This window comes from Paramicrobacterium chengjingii (assembly GCF_011751765.2).
GTDB classification, from domain to species: domain Bacteria; phylum Actinomycetota; class Actinomycetes; order Actinomycetales; family Microbacteriaceae; genus Paramicrobacterium; species Paramicrobacterium chengjingii.
The window spans coordinates 1,659,886-1,680,652 of record NZ_CP061169.1 but is presented as its reverse complement, the minus strand read 5'-3'; the positions used below and the strand labels follow the sequence as shown (position 1 = coordinate 1,680,652).

Annotated in this window: 20 protein-coding genes and 1 tRNA gene; 19 read left to right on the top strand and 2 right to left on the bottom strand. The window is 61.0% G+C overall.

Annotation, left to right across the window (positions count from 1 at the left end; all coding sequences use genetic code 11):
- Positions 1-5: 5 nt before the first annotated feature.
- From rpe to pyk, 15 genes are all read left to right on the top strand, one after another.
- Entirely contained in the window at positions 6-671 is a 666-nt protein-coding gene (rpe, locus tag HCR76_RS08210; RefSeq protein WP_166989886.1) for a ribulose-phosphate 3-epimerase, read from the top strand.
- Positions 672-723: 52 nt separating this feature from the next.
- Entirely contained in the window at positions 724-987 is a 264-nt protein-coding gene (locus HCR76_RS08205; RefSeq protein WP_166989884.1) for a phosphoribosyl-ATP diphosphatase, read from the top strand.
- Between the two features lie 58 nt (positions 988-1,045).
- Entirely contained in the window at positions 1,046-1,885 is an 840-nt protein-coding gene (gene hisG, locus HCR76_RS08200) for an ATP phosphoribosyltransferase (RefSeq protein ID WP_166989882.1), read from the top strand.
- Positions 1,886-1,896: 11 nt separating this feature from the next.
- On the top strand, positions 1,897-2,658 hold the full coding sequence (gene hisF, locus HCR76_RS08195; protein ID WP_166989880.1) for an imidazole glycerol phosphate synthase subunit HisF: 762 nt from the start codon (positions 1,897-1,899) through the stop codon (positions 2,656-2,658).
- Complete coding sequence (gene hisI, locus HCR76_RS08190; RefSeq protein WP_166989878.1) at positions 2,655-3,017, top strand: phosphoribosyl-AMP cyclohydrolase; 363 nt, start codon at positions 2,655-2,657, stop codon at positions 3,015-3,017. Before hisF ends, hisI begins: the two co-directional genes overlap by 4 nt.
- Positions 3,018-3,022: 5 nt before the next feature.
- The gene (locus tag HCR76_RS08185) at positions 3,023-4,543 is read left to right on the top strand and encodes an anthranilate synthase component I (RefSeq protein ID WP_166990398.1); all 1,521 of its coding nucleotides are present in this window, start codon (positions 3,023-3,025) and stop codon (positions 4,541-4,543) included.
- Entirely contained in the window at positions 4,540-5,127 is a 588-nt protein-coding gene (locus HCR76_RS08180) for a Trp biosynthesis-associated membrane protein (protein WP_166989876.1), read from the top strand. The genes HCR76_RS08185 and HCR76_RS08180 overlap by 4 nt, the downstream gene beginning before the upstream one ends.
- A 44-nt stretch (positions 5,128-5,171) precedes the next feature.
- On the top strand, positions 5,172-5,402 hold the full coding sequence (locus HCR76_RS08175) for a DUF6704 family protein (protein WP_166989875.1): 231 nt from the start codon (positions 5,172-5,174) through the stop codon (positions 5,400-5,402).
- A gap of 13 nt (positions 5,403-5,415) precedes the next feature.
- The gene (gene trpC, locus HCR76_RS08170) at positions 5,416-6,186 is read left to right on the top strand and encodes an indole-3-glycerol phosphate synthase TrpC (protein WP_166990395.1); all 771 of its coding nucleotides are present in this window, start codon (positions 5,416-5,418) and stop codon (positions 6,184-6,186) included.
- Between the two features lie 2 nt (positions 6,187-6,188).
- Positions 6,189-7,400, top strand: coding sequence for a tryptophan synthase subunit beta (gene trpB, locus HCR76_RS08165; protein WP_166989873.1), 1,212 nt, complete (start codon positions 6,189-6,191; stop codon positions 7,398-7,400).
- Positions 7,394-8,206, top strand: a complete 813-nt coding sequence (gene trpA, locus HCR76_RS08160) for a tryptophan synthase subunit alpha (RefSeq protein WP_434063583.1) — start codon at positions 7,394-7,396, stop codon at positions 8,204-8,206. Before trpB ends, trpA begins: the two co-directional genes overlap by 7 nt.
- On the top strand, positions 8,200-9,180 hold the full coding sequence (gene lgt, locus HCR76_RS08155) for a prolipoprotein diacylglyceryl transferase (RefSeq protein WP_166989869.1): 981 nt from the start codon (positions 8,200-8,202) through the stop codon (positions 9,178-9,180). Before trpA ends, lgt begins: the two co-directional genes overlap by 7 nt.
- Positions 9,181-9,280: 100 nt before the next feature.
- Positions 9,281-13,867 (top strand): glutamate synthase large subunit, encoded by a 4,587-nt coding sequence (gene gltB / locus HCR76_RS08150; protein WP_166989867.1) that lies wholly within the window; start codon positions 9,281-9,283, stop codon positions 13,865-13,867.
- The gene (locus tag HCR76_RS08145) at positions 13,860-15,317 is read left to right on the top strand and encodes a glutamate synthase subunit beta (protein WP_166989865.1); all 1,458 of its coding nucleotides are present in this window, start codon (positions 13,860-13,862) and stop codon (positions 15,315-15,317) included. The genes gltB and HCR76_RS08145 overlap by 8 nt, the downstream gene beginning before the upstream one ends.
- A gap of 80 nt (positions 15,318-15,397) precedes the next feature.
- Positions 15,398-16,858: a pyruvate kinase gene (pyk, locus tag HCR76_RS08140; protein WP_166989863.1), complete on the top strand. Its 1,461-nt coding sequence runs from the start codon at positions 15,398-15,400 to the stop codon at positions 16,856-16,858.
- Between the two features lie 229 nt (positions 16,859-17,087).
- Here pyk and HCR76_RS08135 read toward each other — a convergent pair.
- Positions 17,088-17,170: transfer RNA gene (locus tag HCR76_RS08135), tRNA-Leu, on the bottom strand.
- Between the two features lie 37 nt (positions 17,171-17,207).
- Here HCR76_RS08135 and HCR76_RS08130 point away from each other — a divergent pair.
- The 4 genes from HCR76_RS08130 (at position 17,208) to HCR76_RS08115 (ending at position 20,291) form a co-directional block, all read left to right on the top strand.
- Positions 17,208-17,813 carry an ANTAR domain-containing response regulator gene (locus tag HCR76_RS08130; protein WP_166989861.1) on the top strand — a complete coding sequence of 202 codons (606 nt, stop codon included), beginning with the start codon at positions 17,208-17,210 and terminating at the stop codon, positions 17,811-17,813.
- Between the two features lie 200 nt (positions 17,814-18,013).
- A complete protein-coding gene (locus HCR76_RS08125; RefSeq protein ID WP_198248164.1) occupies positions 18,014-18,814 on the top strand; it encodes a transporter substrate-binding domain-containing protein in 801 nt (266 codons plus the stop codon).
- A gap of 86 nt (positions 18,815-18,900) precedes the next feature.
- Complete coding sequence (locus tag HCR76_RS08120) at positions 18,901-19,569, top strand: amino acid ABC transporter permease (protein ID WP_166989859.1); 669 nt, start codon at positions 18,901-18,903, stop codon at positions 19,567-19,569.
- A complete protein-coding gene (locus HCR76_RS08115; protein WP_280529495.1) occupies positions 19,566-20,291 on the top strand; it encodes an amino acid ABC transporter ATP-binding protein in 726 nt (241 codons plus the stop codon). The genes HCR76_RS08120 and HCR76_RS08115 overlap by 4 nt, the downstream gene beginning before the upstream one ends.
- A 53-nt stretch (positions 20,292-20,344) precedes the next feature.
- Here HCR76_RS08115 and HCR76_RS08110 read toward each other — a convergent pair whose 3' ends face one another.
- Complete coding sequence (locus tag HCR76_RS08110; RefSeq protein ID WP_166989858.1) at positions 20,345-20,767, bottom strand: hotdog fold thioesterase; 423 nt, start codon at positions 20,765-20,767, stop codon at positions 20,345-20,347.

Sequence of the window (20,767 nt, the reverse complement as noted above, 5' to 3'; positions counted from 1 at the left end):
AAGCCATGTCCATGCGTATCAATCCCAGCATCCTCTCTGCCGATTTCGTCAATTTCGAGCGTGACCTCGGCCGTATCGCCAACGCTGATCTCGTTCACGTCGACGTGATGGACAACCATTTCGTCCCCAATCTCACCTTCGGACTTCCCATGGTTCAGCGCATCCAGGAGGTTTCGCCGATTCCACTCGACGTGCACCTGATGATCGACGATGCAGACCGCTGGGCGCCCGATTACGCGGAAACCGGTGCGTTCTCGGTGACATTCCACGCGGAGGCTGCGTCGGATCCCGTCGGACTCGCACGTAAGCTCCGACAGATCGGCGCCCGTGCCGGCATCGCGCTCAAACCCGGCACCGAGGTCGGGCCCTATCTTGAGTTGCTGCCCGAGTTCGACCAGGTTCTCGTGATGACCGTTGAGCCAGGCTTCGGAGGACAGAGCTTCAAACGCGAGATGATGCCGAAGCTCACCGCTGTTCGCGCGGCGGCCGATCGCACAGGGCTCGACATCTGGCTGCAGGTCGACGGTGGCGTCACTCTTGACACGATTGAGGTCGCCGCAGAGAACGGCGCAGACACGTTTGTCGCGGGCTCCAGCGTTTTCAGCGGAGGCGAGCCGGCAGATCAGATTCGGATGCTGCGCGAGCGAGCAGCCGCCCACAGCCACCGGTAACGTACTGCCTTGTGCTGAACGGGCACACTCCGCAACCGAGTAGGCTTGAACCGTGAAGACTTTCGACGAGCTGTTTGCCGAATTGAGCGAGAAGGCAGTGAACCGTCCAGCTGGTTCGCGCACGGTCGCTGAGCTCGACTGTGGCGTGCACACCATCGGCAAGAAGATCGTCGAAGAGGCAGCCGAGGTGTGGATGGCATCGGAGCATGAATCCGACGAGGCAGCAGCCGAAGAGATGTCTCAGCTTCTGTACCACGTGCAGGTGATGATGCTGGCGAAGGGGCTGCGTCTCGAAGACGTCTACCGACATCTCTGAGGCACGCCGTTCTGCGGCATCCACCCCCGACGTTCCCCGACACGAGAGCACGAACCGAATGTTGCGAATTGCAGTGCCCAACAAGGGCTCGCTAGCCGAGACGGCCGCAGGAATGCTGGTTGAGGCCGGGTACCTTACGCGCACCGATCCTAAAGCGCTTCACCTCATTGATGCGCGAAACGACGTGGAGTTCTTTTACCTCCGCCCCCGCGACATCGCCACCTATGTCGGCTCGGGCGCGCTTGACGCCGGCGTCACAGGACGCGACCTGCTGCTCGACTCTGCGTCGCAAGCAACCGAGGTCGCCGCACTCGACTTCGCCGACTCCACGTTTCGCTTCGCCGGCCCTGTCGGACGCTTCAGCCAACTTATCGATCTCGATGGAATGAGGGTAGCCACGAGCTACACGGGGCTCGTCGGCGATTTCCTCGCACGCCACGGTGTGTCTGTCGAGCTCGTGAAGCTCGACGGCGCCGTCGAGTCCGCTGTCGACCTCGGCGTTGCCGATGCCGTCGCCGACGTTGTTTCAACGGGAACGACACTGCGCAATGCGGGCCTCGAGATCTTCGGACCGGTGATCCTCGATTCGACTGCAGTTGTCATCTCGGCACCCGAACAGAAGCCCGGAACCAAGGTGTTGCTCAGGCGTCTGCAGGGCGTTCTCGTTGCACGACGGTATGTGCTGATGGACTACGACCTACCAGCATCTTTGCTTGAACGCGCGACCGACGTCGCCCACGGCATGGAGTCGCCGACCGTTTCGCCGCTCAAAGATCCCGACTGGGTTGCCGTGCGCGTGATGGTTCCGCGCAAGGATATGAATCAGATCATGGACGCGCTCTACGGCCTCGGTGCACGGGCGATTCTGGTCAGCGCTATTCACGCGGCCCGTCTGTAGGAGGTATTCGCATGACTCTCGCCGTACGAGTGATTCCCTGTCTCGACGTGTCCGACGGGCGCGTTGTCAAAGGCGTCAACTTCAAGAACCTTCGTGACCAGGGGGACCCGGTCGAGCTGGCTCAGCGCTATTACGACCAGGGTGCCGATGAGCTCACGTTCCTCGATGTTTCCGCCACCGTCGAAGGTCGCGACACCATGTACGAGGTTGTCAAGTCCACCGCAGAGAGAGTGTTCATACCTCTCACTGTCGGCGGCGGCGTGCGTTCGGTCGACGACGTCTCGCGACTCCAGGCCAATGGTGCAGACAAAGTCGGCGTCAACAGCGCAGCAATTGCGCGACCCGATCTGATTGGAGAGATCGCTGATCGGTTCGGCGCCCAGGTGCTCGTGCTTTCGCTCGACGTCAAACGCGACGAGCGCATGCCATCGGGGTTCGTTGTCACTACGCACGGTGGCCGGCGCACGACCGATATCGATGCCATCGCCTGGGCTTCAGAATCCGCGGAACGCGGAGCGGGGGAGTTGCTCGTCAACTCCATCGATGCCGACGGAACACAAGATGGATTCGACCTCGAACTCATCTCCCTCATGCGAGAGAACTGCGCAATTCCGGTGATCGCCTCCGGAGGGGCCGGTGCCGCCGATCACTTTCCCCCCGCAATTGCGGCGGGAGCGGATGCTGTGCTCGCCGCAAGTGTCTTCCACTCAGGTCAGTTGACGATCGCGGCCGTGAAGTCATCGCTGCACGACGCGGGGGTGGCCGTACGATGACCGATCTCGACAGCGTCCTGGCTCGCGCCCGATTCGGCGAAGACGGTCTTCTGCCCGCCATCATTCAGCAATGGGACACACTCGAAGTGCTGATGCTCGGGTACATGGATGCCGAGGCGCTCCGACGCACCCTCACATCCGGTCGCGTGACATTCTGGTCGCGGTCCCGCCGCGAGTATTGGCGTAAGGGCGACTCATCTGGGCACGTCCAGTACGTCAAGCAGGCAGCTCTCGACTGCGATGCCGACACCCTTCTTGTTTCGGTTGAGCAGATCGGGGCGGCCTGCCACACCGGAGCGCACACGTGCTTTGACGCCGACGTGCTCGATCCCGTTGTGAACGAAGAAGACGCACGATGACGGGGATGCCGTCGACGACGACACGGGAGCAGTTCGATGACCGAGCGTCACGCATGCGGGTCGTCCCTGTCGTACGCGAGATCTTTGCCGACAGCGAGACGCCCATCGGCCTCTACCGAAAGCTTGCCGACGGCACACCCGGCAGTTTCCTCTTGGAATCGGCAGAGGGAGGAATCTGGTCACGTTACTCGTTCGTCGGTGTTTCTTCCTACGGCGTTCTGACGCAGACGGGTGACCGGCCTCAATGGCTCGATTACGGCCTCTCCGCCGAGCGGGCCATCGGAAGTCTCGAGGATCTTGCACCGTTGGACGCCGTTGCCGAGCTCACGCGACGGTGGGCTGGAGAGTCCATTCCAGAGCTTCCCCCTCTCACAGGCGGACTTGTGGGCTTTCTCGGCTGGGAATCTGTGCGACAGATTGAGCACCTTCCGAAAGCGCCGGCCGCCGAGCACCCGATACCGGGCCAGGCAATGTGCTTTGTCTCCGATCTTGTCGTACTCGATCACCGACGCGGCACCGTGCAGGTGATCGCCAATGTCCTGGCAGATTCAACCGAGCTCGACGGGCTGTGGAATGACGCTCAGACTCGGCTGACGGCAATGCAGACGAAAATCGCGCGTCCGAGCGAGGCCCAGCTTGCCGATGTCGATTTTGCGGTCGAGCCTGAGCCTCGACACCGCACGCGAAAAGACGACTTCCTTGCCGCCGTCGAGAAGAGCAAAAGGTACATTCACGAGGGCGACATCTTTCAGGTGGTGCTCTCGCAACGATTCGAAGTGGACACCGATGCGGAGCCGATTGATGTCTACCGGATGCTGCGCACGCTGAATCCGAGCCCGTATATGTACCTTTTGAGCCTCGAGACACCAACGGGTGTCCCGTATGCGATCGTCGGATCATCACCTGAAGCACTCGTGAAATCGCGGGGCGGACATGTCGTCACGCATCCGATTGCCGGCTCGCAACCGCGGGGGAGTACGCCAGACGAGGATTTTGAGTTCGAGCGAAACCTCCGGTCAGATGACAAAGAACGCGCTGAGCATCTGATGCTTGTGGATCTTGCCCGCAATGATCTCGCGAAGGTCTGTGTTCCCGGCACCGTCGATGTCTCAGAGTTCATGCGTATCGAGCGTTTCAGCCACATCATGCACCTCGTCTCGAGCGTTGAAGGGAAGCTGCGTCCAGAGATGACGCCCATTGACGTCTTCCGTGCAACCTTCCCGGCCGGAACGCTTTCCGGCGCGCCAAAGCCGCGAGCCCTACAGATTATCGACGAGCTCGAGCCAGCTCAACGTGGCGTCTATGGCGGCGTCGTCGGGTACATCGGGTTCTCGGGCGAGACAGATCTTGCCATCGCCATCCGCACGGCCGTCCTCATGAACGGAACGGCGCTCGTGCAGGCGGGCGGCGGGCTCGTCGCGGACTCGGTCGCCGAGTCCGAGTATGTGGAGTCGTGCAATAAGGCAGCAGCACCGTTACGAGCTGTCGCGATCGCCGATGCCATGGTTCGAATCGGAGGAAAATGAACGGGCGTCGCACCAAAGGAATCCTGATTCTCACCACGCTGGCCGTGAGCGGTGTCGCACTTCTCACGTGGACGCAGACGTGGTTCTCCCTAACCCTCATTCAAGACACTCACGCGGGTACGAGCGTTGCCGTCCCGGGTGAGGCAGCGGGCCCAGCCGTCGCCGCACTGGGCCTCGCCGGCCTAGCCCTTGGCGGCGCGCTGGCGATCGCGGGACGAGTTCTGCGGGTGGTCTTCGGCATACTCGAGGTACTCATCGGCGGGAGCCTCGTACTCTCGGCAGTCATGGCGCTGAGCGACCCCGCTGCCGCGAGCTCTCAGACGATAACGGAGTTCACGGGCGTCGCGGGCGACTCATCGACTCACGATTTCGTATCGCAGAGCAGCGCGACCGCCTGGCCGTTTATCGCCGTCGTGGCCGGTGTCATTCTTGCGCTGCTTGGCGTCGCCGTTGCTGTCACCGGCAGACTCTGGCCGACGTCGGGCCGTAAATTCGATGCCCCGACAGCCACGGCCTCGAGCGATACGCACGATGCCGTCGACAGCTGGGATGAATTGAGCCGCGGTGAGGACCCCACTCAGTAGCAGATAGACTTAACTGTGATCCCACCGTCAGTAAAGGAGTTCACGTGACCCCCGAATCGATCGACCCCGGACACGGCCACTCACCGGCCGCATGGACCGCCGTGATCATCATGCTCGTCGCGTTCTGCATTGGCACGACAATGCTGTTTCTCGACCAGCCTTACGGAGTGGTCGCTGCAGCCGTTCTGCTCATCATCGGTCTCATCGTCGGTTGGATCTTGAAAAAGGTCGGCTTCGGAGTCAACGGACCTCGCTACCAGCCGAAAGGCCACTGAACCGGTGACTGATCTGCTGGCCGAGCTCACAGACGGGGCACGGGCCGATGCTCGTACCCGTCAGCTGGCTCTTCCGCTTGAGCGTGTCGAAGCTGCAGCTGCTGCTGCCGCTCCAGCGCTCGACGCGCTGGCCGCCCTGTCATCGGCAGATCGAGTGAAGATCATTGCTGAGGTCAAGCGCGCCAGCCCGTCCCGCGGTGATCTCGCAGAAATCCCCGACCCAGCACGGCTCGCGTCTCTCTACGCCGCTGGCGGCGCCAGCGCCATTAGCGTCCTGACGGAAGGGAGACGTTTTAAAGGCTCCCTTGACGACCTCAGCGCGGTGAAGGCAAGTGTGCCGATTCCCGTCTTGCGCAAAGATTTCATCTCTGAGCCGTATCAAGTGTTCGAGGCACGAGCTGCGGGTGCTGACATCGTGCTGCTGATCGTCGCAGCGCTCGATCACGGGCAGCTGCGCACACTTCACGAGCTCATCGTCAGCCTCGGTATGACGGCACTCGTCGAAGCACACACGGCTGAAGAACTCGATCGCGCTCTCGAGCTCGACTCGAAGCTCGTCGGAATCAACGCCCGAAACCTCAAGACGTTCGAGCTCGATCGCGATCTGTTCGGCACCCTTGCTGATGCCATTCCCGCCGGAGTGATCAAGGTCGCAGAATCTGCGGTTGCCGCTCCGGAAGACGTCGCCCACTACCGACGTTCGGGCGCTGATGTCGTTCTCATTGGGGAAGCCCTCGTGACGAGCGACCCCATCTCAACGCTCACAACTTTCTTGGCGGTCTGACCATGTCTTTGCAAAACAACTCGGGGCCTTATTTTGGCGAGTTCGGTGGACGCTTCGTCCCGGAGTCGCTCATCGCGACGCTCGACGAACTCACAACTGCCTGGGAGGCTGCACGGGCCGACCCTGAATTCCACAGGGAACTCGACGCGCTACTGAGGGACTATGTGGGCCGCCCGTCCGCCATCACCGAGGTTCCGCGTTTCGCCGCGCACGCGGGCAGCGCACGGGTGATTCTCAAGCGTGAAGACCTCAACCACACGGGCTCTCACAAGATCAACAATGTGCTCGGACAGGCGCTCCTCACGAAACGCGTAGGCAAGACGCGCGTCATCGCCGAGACCGGGGCGGGGCAACATGGTGTCGCAACAGCAACGGCCGCGGCGTTGTTTGGTCTGGACTGTGTCATCTACATGGGCGAAGTAGACACGAAGCGCCAGGCGCTGAATGTTGCGCGCATGCGACTCCTCGGTGCCGAGGTGATAGCCGTCAAGACAGGATCGGCCACGCTGAAAGATGCCATCAACGAGGCGATGCGCGACTGGGTGACCAATGTCGAGACGACAAACTACATCTTCGGAACCGTCGCTGGCCCCCACCCATTCCCTGCAATGGTGCGCGACCTCCAGAAAATTATCGGTGAAGAGGCACGCGAACAGGTGCTCGCCCTCACCGGACGACTTCCTGATGCTGTCACTGCCTGCGTCGGCGGCGGATCAAACGCGATGGGAATCTTTCACGCGTTCCTCGATGACACTGACGTTGACCTCTATGGATTCGAGGCAGCAGGAGAAGGCGTCGAGACACTGCGTCACGCTGCGACAATCACGAAAGGGCGACCGGGGATGCTTCACGGCGCCCGAAGTTTCTTACTGCAGGACGACGACGGGCAGACGATCGAATCGCATTCGATCTCGGCGGGTCTCGACTACCCCGGCGTGGGACCAGAGCATTCGTGGCTCGCCTCGTCTGGACGTGCCATCTACCGCCCGGTCACCGATGCCGCGGCGATGGACGCGCTCAAACTTCTCAGCCGCACCGAGGGAATCATCCCGGCGATCGAATCGGCCCACGCACTTGCTGGCACCATCGAACTTGGCCGCGAACTCGGACCGGATGCCGTCATTCTCGTCAGTCTCTCGGGGCGCGGCGACAAAGATATGGAGACCGCTGGCTCCTACTTTAATCTGATCGATGAGGGGGCCGAGCAATCGTGACAGGTGTATCCGAGACACTTCGGAGAAAACGAGAATCAGGTGACGGTGCCCTCATCGGGTATCTGCCTCTCGGCTTTCCGACCATCGATGAGAGCGTCGACGCCGCCATCGGCATTGCCCGTTCGGGTGTAGACGTCCTCGAACTCGGCGTCCCTTATTCTGACCCGGTCATGGATGGACCCGTCATTCAGGCCGCAACGCAGCGGGCCCTGTCGAATGGTTTTCGGCTCTTTCACATCTTTGAAGCAGTCAGGCGTATCACATCCGAATGCGATGCCAACGTGCTGTTGATGACATATTGGAACCCTGTCGTTCAGTACGGTGTCGAACGTTTTGCCGATGATCTGCTCGACGCAGGCGGTTCCGGCCTGATCACTCCGGATCTCATTCCGGACGAGGCGGCCGATTGGATAGCAGCGTCGGAGCGCACCGGGCTCGATCGGGTGTTCCTTGCTGCACCGTCGTCAAACGATGCCCGGCTCGCACAGGCCGTGGAGTCCAGCAGAGGCTTCGTCTATACCGTGTCAACTATGGGCATCACCGGCGCTCGCACCGACGTCGATGCGGCGGCACGCACTCTGGTGTCGCGGTTGCGCGATGCCGGTGTCGAGAACGCCTGCGTCGGACTGGGAATCTCCACTCCCGAACAGGTTCGCGAGGTGTTGGAGTATGCTGACGGCGCTATCGTCGGCTCAGCCCTCGTGAAGGCGCTGGGCGACGGCGGTGTCGATGCCGTCAGCGCCCTCGCAGCACAACTTGCCTCCGGCACGACGCGCACGCGAAAAAATTTGAAAGGCTCATGGTGACCCTTCCCGCAAGCATTCCGAGTCCGGACGTCAGCTTCATTCAGCTGGGGCCGTTCACGATCCACTTCTACGCCCTGTGCATTCTCGTAGGTATCATCGCCGCGACGTTGATCACCAACGCTCGTCTCACTCGACGTGGCGCCGAACCCGGGATCATCATCGACCTTTTGCTCTGGGTCGTTCCGCTGGGAATCATCGGCGCACGCATCTTCCATGTGCTGACACACCCCGACGACTACTTCTATCCCGGCGCGGATCTGCTGAAGACCCTGTACATCTGGGAGGGCGGAATTGCCATCTTCGGAGCACTGATCGGCGGTGGAATCGGTGCGTGGATCGGCTGCCGCGTGCTCGGGTTGCGCTTCTCTGTCTTTGCTGATTCTTTGGCACCCGCTTTGCTTGTCGCGCAGGCATTCGGGCGTTTCGGAAACTGGTTCAACCAAGAGCTCTACGGTCTTCCGACTGACCTGCCCTGGGGTCTCGAAATCGACGCATCCAACCCCGCCTACCCAGTCGGCTTGCCCGCAGATACCCTCTTTCATCCGACATTCCTCTACGAGGTCGTCTGGAACCTTCTCGGTGCCGCTGTGATTGTCTGGCTCGGCCGACGTTTCACGCTCCAGTGGGGCAGACAACTCGCCGTCTACCTCATCTGGTATGGCGCAGGGCGCGTTGTCTGGGAGTCGATCCGCATCGATCCGAGTGAGGTGTTCTTCGGGCTGCGAGTCAACGTGTGGGCTGCGCTCATTGCCCTGGTTCTCGGCATCGTCATCTTCTTCGTGCAGGCCAGACGGCATCCTGGCCTTGTGCCCAGTGCGTATCGACCCGGGCGTAACACAACCGAAACAGAGGGAGAGTTAGACTCTGATTCCCCCGATTCGGCGTATGTCGATCTCAGTGACGATGCTGATGGAGTCGCCGATCAGGGAGAGCCTGCCGCCACAAGCGAGCGAGACTCGTTGAATCGGAGCTGAGCGGCCACCGTCCGCCGGATCCACGTCAGACCGCCACGGTCTGTCTTCCCGGCGGGACGCAGAAGCCCCGTCATAACACCGACTGAGGGCCCTGCGATTAATGACCGCTCAAAATCCTTACTCCCGGTTCAGCCTCGTACCTGACAAGCAGGGGCTGTATGACCCGTCCTTCGAAAAGGACGCCTGTGGGCTCGCCATGGTCGCGACGCTCCGTGGCCATGGTGGCCACGACATCATCGACGCCGCGCTGGCGTCGCTGCGCAACCTTGAGCACCGCGGCGCCGTCGGCTCCGATGCGGGCACAGGTGACGGGGCCGGCATACTCACCGAAGTTCCCGATGCCTTTCTCCGCTCGGCAGTTTCGTTCGACCTTCCCGCCGCAGGGGAATACGCGGTCGGCCTCGTCTTTCTCCCCGTCAATGACAGCGAACGTTCCGAAGAGAAGGGCGCCATCGAATCAATCGCCGGCGATGAAGGTCTCGTTGTGCTCGGTTGGCGCTCCGTTCCGACAGCTCCCGCGCAGCTCGGTCGACTTGCACGGCAGGCAATGCCGGTGATCGAGCAGCTCTTCGTGTGCGCTGGTGCGTCCGCTCCGGGTGACACTCGAGAGTCCGGTGTGGAACTCGACCGCATCGTATATAGGCTCCGAAAGCGCGCAGAGCGCGAAATCGGGGCCTATTTTGTTTCACTGTCGTGCCGCACGATCGTGTACAAGGGCATGGTCACGACATTGCAGCTCGAACCGTTCTACCCCGATCTCGCAGACGAGCGCTTCGCCTCCCGCGTGGCTATCGTGCACTCCCGGTATTCGACGAACACCTTTCCGTCGTGGCCTCTTGCCCAGCCTCTGCGAATGATGGCCCACAACGGCGAAATCAATACGGTTCAGGGCAACCGCAATTGGATGCGCGCGCGGCAATCTCAACTGGCATCCGAGCAGCTCGGTGACCTCACACCGCTGCTGCCGATCATCACGGATGGGGCGAGCGATTCCGCATCGTTTGACGAAGTGCTCGAGCTGCTCACGCTCACCGGACGGTCGCTTCCGCACGCCATGCTCATGATGGTGCCCGAGGCGTGGGAGAAGCGCACAGACCTCGATCCCGCACGTCGTGCATTCTTCGAGTACCTCTCGATGCAGATGGAACCGTGGGACGGGCCGGCCGCCCTCACATTCACCGACGGATCCGTCGTCGGGGCAACGCTCGACCGCAACGGGCTGCGTCCGGGGCGCTGGCTCGAGACCGACGATGGGCTGATCGTTCTCGGCAGCGAGATCGGCGTGCTCGATGTCTCTCCCGAGAAGGTCGTGCGCAAGGGACGGCTGCAGCCCGGGCGAATGTTCCTTATCGATCTCGACCAAGGCCGCATCATCGATGACGACGAGATCAAGGACTCCCTCGCTGCGTCGCGCCCGTGGGGCGACTGGCTCGATGAAGGACGCATCAACCTGGCGGATCTTCCTGAACGAGAGCACGTCATTCACACTCCGGCATCCGTTACCAGACGCCAGCGCACCTTCGGCTATACCGAAGAGGAGGTGAACCGCATCATCAAGCCCATGGGCTCCACGGGAGCGGAGCCTCTCGGCGCAATGGGCACAGACTCACCGATCGCTGCCCTCTCTGACCGCCCGCGGCTTCTCTTCGACTACTTCACACAGCGTTTCGCGCAGGTGACAAACCCGCCTCTCGACTCCATCAGAGAACGCGTCGTCACGTCGCTGACCCTGACGCTCGGCCCCGAACGAAACCTTCTGACGTCTGGGCCCGAGCACGCACGACAGATCGTTCTCGATTTTCCCGTGATCGACAACGACCAGCTGGCGAAGATCGAACACATTGATCCGCTGCCCGGCGGCACGACGACGGCGATCATCCGTGCGCTGTATCGCTTCGATGAAGGAAAGGATGCGCTACGTCACCGTCTCGATGCCATAAACACCGAAGTGGATGCTGCAATAGCCGCGGGCGCACGTTTCATCGTTCTGAGCGACAGGGACTCCACGAAAGACCTGGCACCGATTCCGTCACTTCTCGCTGTAGCATCCGTTCACCATCATTTGATTCGGGCGCAGAACCGGATGAAGGCCGGACTCATCGTTGAGGCGGGAGACGTGCGCGAAGTTCACCATGTCGCCACACTTATCGGTTACGGGGCGTCGGCCGTGAACCCGTACCTGGCGATGGAGACGTGCGAGGACCTCGTCAGACGGGGTGAGATCACGGGGGTGACAGCAGACGCCGCTGTGGCGAACGTGATCTCTGCCCTGGGCAACGGCGTGCTCAAGATCATGTCGAAGATGGGAATCTCGACGGTGTCGTCATACGCCGGCGCGCAGACCTTCGAAGCCGTAGGCCTCAGCCAAGAACTTATCGACACATATTTCACCGGAACCGTATCGCGGTTGGGCGGCGTCGGGCTCGATGTTCTTCAAGACGAAAACCTTGCCCGGCACTCGTCAGCCTTCCCGGCGAACCCCCCGAGTCGCGCACACGAGCGTCTCGACACGGGCGGCGAATACCAGTGGCGACGTGATGGCACACCACACCTCTTCAACCCGGATACCGTGTTCCGCCTTCAACACGCGACCCGGTCGCGCCGTTACGACATCTTCAAGCAGTACACCGATCTGATCGATGACCAAGCGGAACGCCTCATGACGCTCAGAGGCCTCTTCGGGTTCGTCGACGGCCAGCGCCCGCGCGTTCCCATTGACGACGTCGAATCGGTGGCTGACATTGTCAAAAGGTTCTCAACGGGTGCCATGAGCTATGGCTCGATCTCTCAAGAGGCGCACGAGACCCTTGCTATCGCGATGAACCGTCTCGGAGCAAAGTCGAACACAGGCGAAGGCGGCGAAGACGTCGGCAGGCTGCTCGACCGTGAGCGACGCAGCGCGATCAAGCAGGTGGCGTCAGGCCGTTTCGGTGTGACGAGCATGTACCTCACACACGCCGACGATCTTCAGATCAAGCTGGCCCAGGGCGCGAAGCCGGGGGAGGGCGGGCAACTGCCGCCGAGCAAGGTGTACCCCTGGGTCGCACGAACCCGTCATGCAACAGCGGGCGTCGGTCTTATCTCGCCCCCGCCGCACCATGACATCTACTCGATCGAAGACCTCAAGCAACTCATCTTCGACCTCAAACGAGCGAACCCACGAGCACGCGTACACACAAAGCTTGTCAGCGAGACGGGCATCGGCGCCGTCGCTGCCGGCGTGGCCAAGGCGTTGAGCGACGTCGTGCTCATCTCCGGACATGACGGAGGAACGGGCGCGAGTCCGCTGAATTCTCTGAAGCACGCCGGAACGCCGTGGGAGCTCGGACTCGCAGAAACACAGCAGACGCTGCTGCTCAATGATCTGAGAGACCGTGTCGTCGTGCAGGTCGACGGACAGTTGAAAACCGGTCGAGACGTGGTGATTGCCGCGCTGCTCGGGGCCGAGGAGTTCGGTTTCGCCACGGCGCCACTCGTGGTTTCCGGATGCGTCATGATGCGTGTCTGCCACCTCGACACGTGTCCGGTCGGCGTCGCCACGCAAAACCCGGAGCTGCGCAAGCGCTTCTCGGGCAAGCCGGAGTTCGTCGTGACGTTCTTCGAGTTCATCGCCCAGCAGGTTCGCGAGTATCTTGCCGAGCTCGGGTTCCGCAGTCTCGACGAGGCGATCGGGCATTCCGAGAGCCTCGACACCAGCCGTGCGGTCACGCATTGGAAGGCAAACGGCCTCGACCTGACTCCGATCCTCGGCGGTCGAACCGGTGCGGACCGTGACGATGTCACGGCACTCCACCACATGCGTGACCAGGACCATGAACTTGGCGACCACTTCGATGTCGAGCTCATCAGCCGAAGCGCACGAGCCCTGTCGGAGGGTGACACCGTCACCATCACTCTTCCGATCGCGAACACAGACAGGGCCGTCGGCACGATGCTGGGCAACGAAGTGACACGAAGGTTCGGCGAAAACGGACTTCCCGAGAACACGATCACCGTGTCGTTGAACGGTTCCGCCGGGCAGTCCCTCGGCGCGTTCATCCCATCGGGAATCACACTTCAGCTGAACGGCGATGCGAACGATTACGTGGGCAAGGGCCTCTCTGGAGGGCGCATCGCTATTCACCCCGATGCGGCGTCGAACTTCAGCCCCGAGAACAACGTGATCGCCGGCAACGTCGTCGGTTACGGCGCCACCGGCGGAAGCATGTTCATCAACGGCGTCGTGGGTGAGCGCTTCCTCGTTCGCAATTCAGGGGCTACCGCCGTCGTCGAAGGCGTCGGCGACCATGCTCTCGAATACATGACAGGGGGCCTTGCCGTCATTCTCGGCACCGTCGGTCGCAACGTCGGCGCGGGCATGTCGGGCGGAAGCGCCTACATCTACGACTTTGACGAGACCTGTCTCAACCGCGAGGCCGTTGCAGCAGGCGAGCTTGAGCTGTCTACTCCGGGCCCTGGTGACCGCGAGATCATCTCGGATCTGCTCAGGCAGCATCTCGCAGAGACACGTTCGCCGTTGGCTGCACGACTGCTCGATGACCTCGACGAGACAATCTCGGCATTCGTCAAGATCCAGCCGCGAGATTACACGGCAGTACTCGAAACACGACAGCACGCCATAGCCGAGGGCCTCGACCCCGATGGTGACGAGGTGTGGAAGCGAATCAGGGAGGCGACCCATGGCTGATCCCCAGGGATTCATGAAGACAACGGAACGTGAGCTACCCAAGCGCAGACCCGTCTCCGTTCGCATCATGGACTGGAAAGAGGTGTATGAACGGCAGGATGCCGCGCAGCTGCAGCGTCAAGCGGGACGCTGCATGGACTGCGGCATCCCGTTCTGCCACAAGGGCTGCCCTCTGGGCAACCTCATTCCCGAATGGAACGACCTCACGTGGAAGGGCGATGCGCGCACAGCATCCGATCGTCTCCACGCGACGAACAACTTCCCTGAGCTCACTGGCCGACTGTGTCCCGCTCCCTGCGAGAGCGCGTGCGTGCTCGGCATCAACCAGCCCGCGGTCACGATCAAGCAAGTTGAGGTATCGATTGCTGATCAGGCGTTCGACAGCGGCTGGATCGACGCTCAGCCTCCGGAGAGGCTGACGGGAAAGACCGTCGCCGTCGTCGGCTCAGGGCCCGCGGGGCTCGCCGCTGCGCAGCAGCTCACCCGTGCTGGGCACACGGTAGCCGTCTACGAGCGCGACGACAGAATCGGGGGACTGCTCCGTTACGGCATCCCCGATTTCAAGCTCGAGAAGCAGATTCTCGACAAGAGACTGAAGCAGATGCGCGAAGAGGGCACTCGCTTCCGCCCCGGAGTCAGCATCGGAACAGATATCAGCTGGGAAGAGCTACGCGCACGTTTCGATGCCGTGGTCATCGCCACAGGCACCCCCCTCGCACGCGAACTCGAAATTCCAGGACGTGGGCTCGACGGCGTTCACGTCGCAATGGAGTACCTCGTCCGGGCGAATCATGCGGTCGCGGGCGACGACGTGCCGACGCCGATCTCTGCAACAGGCAAGCACGTCATCGTTCTCGGCGGAGGCGACACCGGATCTGACTGCATCGGCACCGCTCATCGACAGGGTGCGGCATCCGTCACCAATCTCGCGATCGGACGAAAGCCGTCAGGCGGCCGGCCCGAGCATCAGCCGTGGCCGATGACGCCGACGGTTTTCGAAGTGCAGTCCTCTCATGAGGAGGGTGGCGAGCGAGAATACCTGGTATCGACCGTCGAGTTCCTGTCAGACGACTCTGGCGCGGTACGTGCGCTCCGTGTGGCCGAGACCGAATACATCGACGGCCGCCGCGTTCCCAAGGCCGGAACGGAGTATGAGATTCCCGCAGATCTCGTGCTGCTCGCACTGGGTTTCACCGGCCCCGAGGCCGAGACAGAGACAACACAGCTGGGCATCGAACTGGGCGAAACGGGAGCTTTTTCACGCTCTGCCGACTACCAGACATCCGCCCCCGGAGTGTTCGTCGCCGGCGATGCGGGACGCGGCCAGTCGCTGATCGTCTGGGCAATCGCCGAGGGCCGTTCGGCGGCGGCGGCCGTTGACCGGTATCTTGAAGGGGAGAGCGAGTTGCCGTGGCCCGTCGCACCGACGGATCGGCCCATCGCACTCTGATGCCGCGTTCCGGGTGAATTCGGCGTTGTTTTAGTCAAACCAGCGCATTCCCCCTGCGCAGGACATGGAGAAACTCATACATGAGACGAGCAAAGATCGTCGCAACCCTCGGGCCCGCGACATCCAGCTACGAAAAGATCCGCGCACTGATCGACGCGGGCGTGAACGTGGCACGGATGAACCTGAGCCACGGAAGCTATGACGTCCACGAGGGCGTTTACGCGAACGTGCGCAAGGCGGCAACCGACACGGGTAAGCCTATTGCCGTACTTGTCGACTTGCAGGGGCCGAAGATTCGCCTCGGCACTTTTGCAAACGGGCCGCACGAGCTCGAAGAGGGTGACATCTTCACAATCACCACAGAGGATGTTGTCGGCGACGAGAACATCTGCGGCACGACCTTCAAGGGTCTGCCAGACGATGTCTCACCCGGCGACTTTCTGCTGATCGATGATGGAAAAGTGCGCGTTCAGGTTCTCGAGACCGACGGCGTGCGCGTCACGACGAAAGTCATCGTCGCCGGACCGGTATCGAACAACAAGGGAATCAATCTTCCCGGCGTCGCTGTCAACGTACCGGCGCTTTCCGAGAAAGACGAAGCCGATCTTCGATGGGGTCTCAAGCTCGGTGCCGACTTCATCGCGCTCTCGTTCGTGCGCGACGCCGAAGATATCACACGCGTGCACGAGATCATGAACGAAGAGGGCATCACCCTCCCCGTGATCGCGAAGATCGAAAAACCTCAGGCGGTAGACGCCCTTGACGGAATCATCGACGCATTCGACGGCATCATGGTTGCTCGCGGCGACCTCGGTGTCGAGCTCCCGCTCGAGGCCGTTCCCCTTGTGCAGAAGCGCGCAGTTGAGCAGTGCCGCCGTATGGCGAAGCCTGTCATTGTCGCGACGCAGATGCTCGAATCCATGATCTCCAGCCCTGTTCCGACGCGGGCTGAAACATCTGACGTCGCCAACGCTATTCTCGATGGTGCCGATGCAGTCATGCTGAGCGGCGAGACAAGCGTCGGCGAGTACCCCGAGATCACCGTGCAGACAATGGCGCGGATCATTGCGGCAACCGAAGAGCACGGTCTCGAGCGGATCGCACCGCTGGGCAGCAAGCCCCGCACCCAGGGAGGCGCCCTCACACTCGCGGCGTCGGAGGTCGCCGACTTCGTCGAGGCGCGGTACCTCTGTGTGTTCACAGAATCTGGCGACTCCGTGCGCCGCATGGCCCGCCTTCGCACAAAGATTCCGGTACTCGGCTTCACGCCGAACGAAGCGATCCGCCGCCGCATGCAGCTCAACTGGGGAATCGAATCCTTCCTCGTCGATACCGTGACGCACACGGACGAGATGTTCGGTCAGGTCGACGACATCCTCCTCGCCGAGGGAATGGCCACGGAGGGCGAGAAAGTCGTCGTGATCTCTGGCTCGCCTCCCGGAATCTCTGGCTCGACGAACGATGTCCGCGTGCACACGATGGGCGACGTTCACCAGGAAGTGGCGCCTGCCTACGCGCTGCGAAAGAACAACAAGCAGTAAGAAGCTCGCGTAATCAGCGAATGGATGCTGCCGGGGCCCTGCCCGGCAGCATCCATTTCTGTTCTGCGGTACGCCACGCGCGAAACGCGCGGCAGTGCCAGATCAGTCAGGGAGAAGAAACTGCCCTGAAGACTCAGCGCCTACTCAGCTGCAAAATCCCGTGGATTGACCGCGCAGATACGCGCGAAGACGCCGCAAACCCCAGGGGATTCAACGACGTCTTCTGCTGTGCCGGTGGTGGGATTCGAACCCACACGCCCGTGAAGGCAAAGCATTTTGAGTGCTCCGCGTCTACCGTTCCGCCACACCGGCTGACACAACCTCGACAAGCGTATCGTAGGATTCTAGAGTGACTGAGCAAGAGACAACCTCAAACGCCCCCCGCCGCGTCGTCGTCGCCGAGGACGAATCGCTGATTCGACTCGACATCGTCGAGATTCTCCGTGACAACGGATTCGAAGTGGTCGGAGAGGCTGGTGATGGTGAAACAGCCGTGGCCTTGGCGACCGAATTGCGACCTGACTTGGTGGTCATGGACGTCAAGATGCCTAAGCTTGATGGCATCTCTGCAGCAGAGCGTCTGAGCAAGGCGCAGATCGCGCCCGTCGTACTGCTCACCGCATTCAGCCAGAAAGATCTGGTCGAGCGCGCATCTGAGGCCGGTGCCCTCGCCTATGTCGTCAAACCGTTCACCCCGAACGACCTGCTTCCGGCAATTGAGATCGCTCTCAGCCGACACCAGCAGATCATCACTCTCGAGGCCGAGGTCGCTGACATGGTCGAGCGCTTCGAGACGCGCAAACTCGTCGACCGCGCCAAGGGGCTGCTCAACGAGAAAATGGGGCTCAGTGAGCCTGAGGCATTCCGGTGGATTCAGAAGGCATCGATGGATCGCCGACTGACCATGCACGACGTTGCAGAAGCAATCATCGAACAGCTCAGCGCGAAAAAATAGCGTTCTTCACACGATTCTCAAGCCCGCACAGGTATGCCCTGTGCGGGCTTTTGCATTGACGTGACATGCGCGTTCCGTGCCATGCCGGGCCGCGTCTCAATCACGTAACGGCCGCGTGCCCCTTTGACACGCTGCGAAATCCAGCCGTATCGTACTCAACACCGACCCCAAACGAGGACACCCCCTCACGAAAGGTATCCGTGAACCACAAAAGAAGACTGCTTGCCGGCGGAGCGATGGTTGCTTCGCTCGCCCTGATGACGGGGCTGACGGCATGTTCAAGCGACAGCGGCGGAGATGCCGAGGCTCCTCTTGAAGACTCCTACGTCGTCGCAACTGACACATCATTCGTGCCCTTCGAGTTCAAGGAAGACGGAGAGTACGTCGGCTTCGATATCGACCTCATCAATGCGGTGGCTGACGAAGCTGGCTTCAAGGTCGACCTGAAAACCACAAACTTCGATGGAATGATTCCCGGACTCCAGACGGGAACCTTCGACATAGCGATTGCGGGCATGACCATCAAGCCCGAGCGCGCCGAGAAGGTCGACTTCTCAGACCCGTACTACAAGTCCGGCCTACGAATCGGCGTCCCCATCGACAATGAGGACATCACGAGCGTTGAGGACCTCGAGGGCAAAAACATCGCAACCCGACTCGGTTCGACGAGCGCCGACTACATCAACAACAACATCGAGGGTGCGAAGGCTCAGACATTCGAGCAGCTCGATCAGGCTTACCTCGCCGTGCAGAATGGCACGTCGGACGCGATTCTCTACGACGCACCGAACGTTGCCTACTACATCAAGACAAAGGGCGAGGACAGCCTGAAGATGGTTGGCGAGCTCCTGGAAGCCCAGGACTACGGCATTGCCATCGCGCAGGGCAACGAAAGCCTGGTGAAGGCAATCGATAAGGCTCTCTCGACGCTCAAGGAGAACGGCAAATACGACGAGATCTACCAAAAGTGGTTCGGTGAAGCTCCGCCGAGCGACGATTAGTACACGAACATAGAACAGAACATCACACAATGAGCGGCGGGCACGTGGGGCAACTCCTGCGTGCCCGCGGCCTGTGAGAGGTAGAAATGATTCATACAGTCTCATTCGACTGGCTTGGCGTCGTAGATTACATTCCCATCCTGCTCCTCGGTCTGTATTACACGCTCCTCGTATCCGTCGTTGGGCTTCTCATCGGTTTCGTCCTTGGGGCGATCTTCGGGCTCGGACGAATTTCGCGGAATAAGCTCGTTTATGGTGCCTCAACCGTTTACGTCGAGGTTTTCCGCGGGGTTCCGATCTTGATCTTGGCTATCTGGGTCTTCTACGCGCTCCCGATACTGCTCGGCTTCAATATTGCACCATTGATTGCCGGCATCATCTCAATCGGACTCAACTCCGGCGCGTACATCGCAGAGGTCGTTCGAGGTGCTGTCCAATCGGTTGATAAGGGGCAGATGGAGGCGGGCCGTTCGCTCGGCATGAGCCATCACTTCACCATGCAGTTCGTGATCTGGCCCCAGGCATTCAAGCGTATGATTCCGCCTCTGGGCAACCAGTTCATTGTGAGCATCAAAGACACTTCCGTGCTCTCGGTAATTCTCGTTCCCGAGTTGGTCTTCCAAGGCCGCACAATCGTGGCTACCCATTTCAACGCGCTTGAGATTTACACGACAGTCGCTGTGCTCTATCTCATTGTGACAATAACGCTGTCCAAGGTGCTCAACATCACCGAGAAGAGGCTGACACACTCATGATCATCCACGTTGCAGACCTGCATAAGAAGTTCGGTGACAACGAGGTACTCAAAGGAATCAACTGCGATGTAGAGCCTCAAGAGGTCGTCTGCGTCATCGGTCCGAGTGGCTCGGGGAAGAGCACATTCCTTCGGTGCCTGAACATGCTTGAAGACATCACGAGCGGCGAGGTCGTGATCGACGGGCAGAGCCTGACAGCCAAAGACACCGATATCAACGCTGTGCGCACAGAAATCGGAATGGTGTTTCAGCAGTTCAACCTGTTCCCGCACAAGTCCGTCATCGAGAACATCATGCTCGCTCCTCAGAAGGTGCGAAAGCTCTCGACGGCGGAAGCGCGCGATCGCGGACTCAAGCTCCTCGAGAAGGTTGGGCTCGGCGACAAGGCAGACGCGTACCCCGCACAACTCTCGGGTGGCCAGCAGCAGCGTGTCGCGATTGCCCGCGCCTTGGCGATGGAACCGAAGATGATGCTCTTCGATGAGCCGACCAGTGCTCTCGACCCGGAACTCGTTGGGGACGTTCTCGCCGTCATGAAGCAGCTCGCTCTCGAGGGAATGACCATGGTCGTCGTCACCCATGAGATGGGCTTCGCCCGAGAGATGGGAGACCGGGTGATCTTCATGGACGATGGCTACGTCGTCGAGGAGGGAAAGCCGGAACAGATCTTTGATTCGCCGCAACACGAGCGCACAAAGTCGTTCCTTGACAAGATTCTCTAGACGTCGCGTCTGGTTTCGGAAGGCTCGCCGCTCTGCCGGCGGGCCTTCCGCTGTTAAGTCGTGGGGCGGTCCTTGATCATGTTCGTGATGCGAACAGTGGAGCAGCGTCGGTCTTGGTCATCAAATATCGCGATCTCATGTACCGTGACGCTCCGCCCCAGGTGGATGGGCGTGCAGACACCTGTGACCGTTCCGCTTGTCGCTGAACGCGTATGAGTGGCGTTGATATCAACACCGACAGCGAGACGTCCTTCTCCGGCGTGAAGATTGGCCGACATCGAACCGAGCGACTCACCCAGAACCACATACGCTCCGCCGTGCAGCAGCATCGCGGGCTGCGTGTTCCCCTCAACAGGCATCGTGGCGACAGCACGCTCGAGCCCGAATTCCGTGATCTCGATGCCCATCTTCTCGGCAAGTGCACCGATGCCGCGCTCGCGCACGTACTCAAGAGGATCGGACGCTGTCTGGCTCAT

Coding starts and splice junctions, on each gene's coding strand:
- HCR76_RS08185 (WP_166990398.1), top strand. CDS start 3,023: ATGCCGTCGACGACGACACGGGAGCAGTTCGATGACCGAGCGTCACGC.
- HCR76_RS08120 (WP_166989859.1), top strand. CDS start 18,901: ATGATTCATACAGTCTCATTCGACTGGCTTGGCGTCGTAGATTACATT.
- gltB (WP_166989867.1), top strand. CDS start 9,281: ATGACCGCTCAAAATCCTTACTCCCGGTTCAGCCTCGTACCTGACAAG.
- HCR76_RS08110 (WP_166989858.1), bottom strand. CDS start 20,767: ATGAGCCAGACAGCGTCCGATCCTCTTGAGTACGTGCGCGAGCGCGGC.
- lgt (WP_166989869.1), top strand. CDS start 8,200: ATGGTGACCCTTCCCGCAAGCATTCCGAGTCCGGACGTCAGCTTCATT.
- hisF (WP_166989880.1), top strand. CDS start 1,897: ATGACTCTCGCCGTACGAGTGATTCCCTGTCTCGACGTGTCCGACGGG.
- hisG (WP_166989882.1), top strand. CDS start 1,046: ATGTTGCGAATTGCAGTGCCCAACAAGGGCTCGCTAGCCGAGACGGCC.
- HCR76_RS08115 (WP_280529495.1), top strand. CDS start 19,566: ATGATCATCCACGTTGCAGACCTGCATAAGAAGTTCGGTGACAACGAG.
- HCR76_RS08180 (WP_166989876.1), top strand. CDS start 4,540: ATGAACGGGCGTCGCACCAAAGGAATCCTGATTCTCACCACGCTGGCC.
- hisI (WP_166989878.1), top strand. CDS start 2,655: ATGACCGATCTCGACAGCGTCCTGGCTCGCGCCCGATTCGGCGAAGAC.
- rpe (WP_166989886.1), top strand. CDS start 6: ATGTCCATGCGTATCAATCCCAGCATCCTCTCTGCCGATTTCGTCAAT.
- pyk (WP_166989863.1), top strand. CDS start 15,398: ATGAGACGAGCAAAGATCGTCGCAACCCTCGGGCCCGCGACATCCAGC.
- trpB (WP_166989873.1), top strand. CDS start 6,189: ATGTCTTTGCAAAACAACTCGGGGCCTTATTTTGGCGAGTTCGGTGGA.
- HCR76_RS08145 (WP_166989865.1), top strand. CDS start 13,860: ATGGCTGATCCCCAGGGATTCATGAAGACAACGGAACGTGAGCTACCC.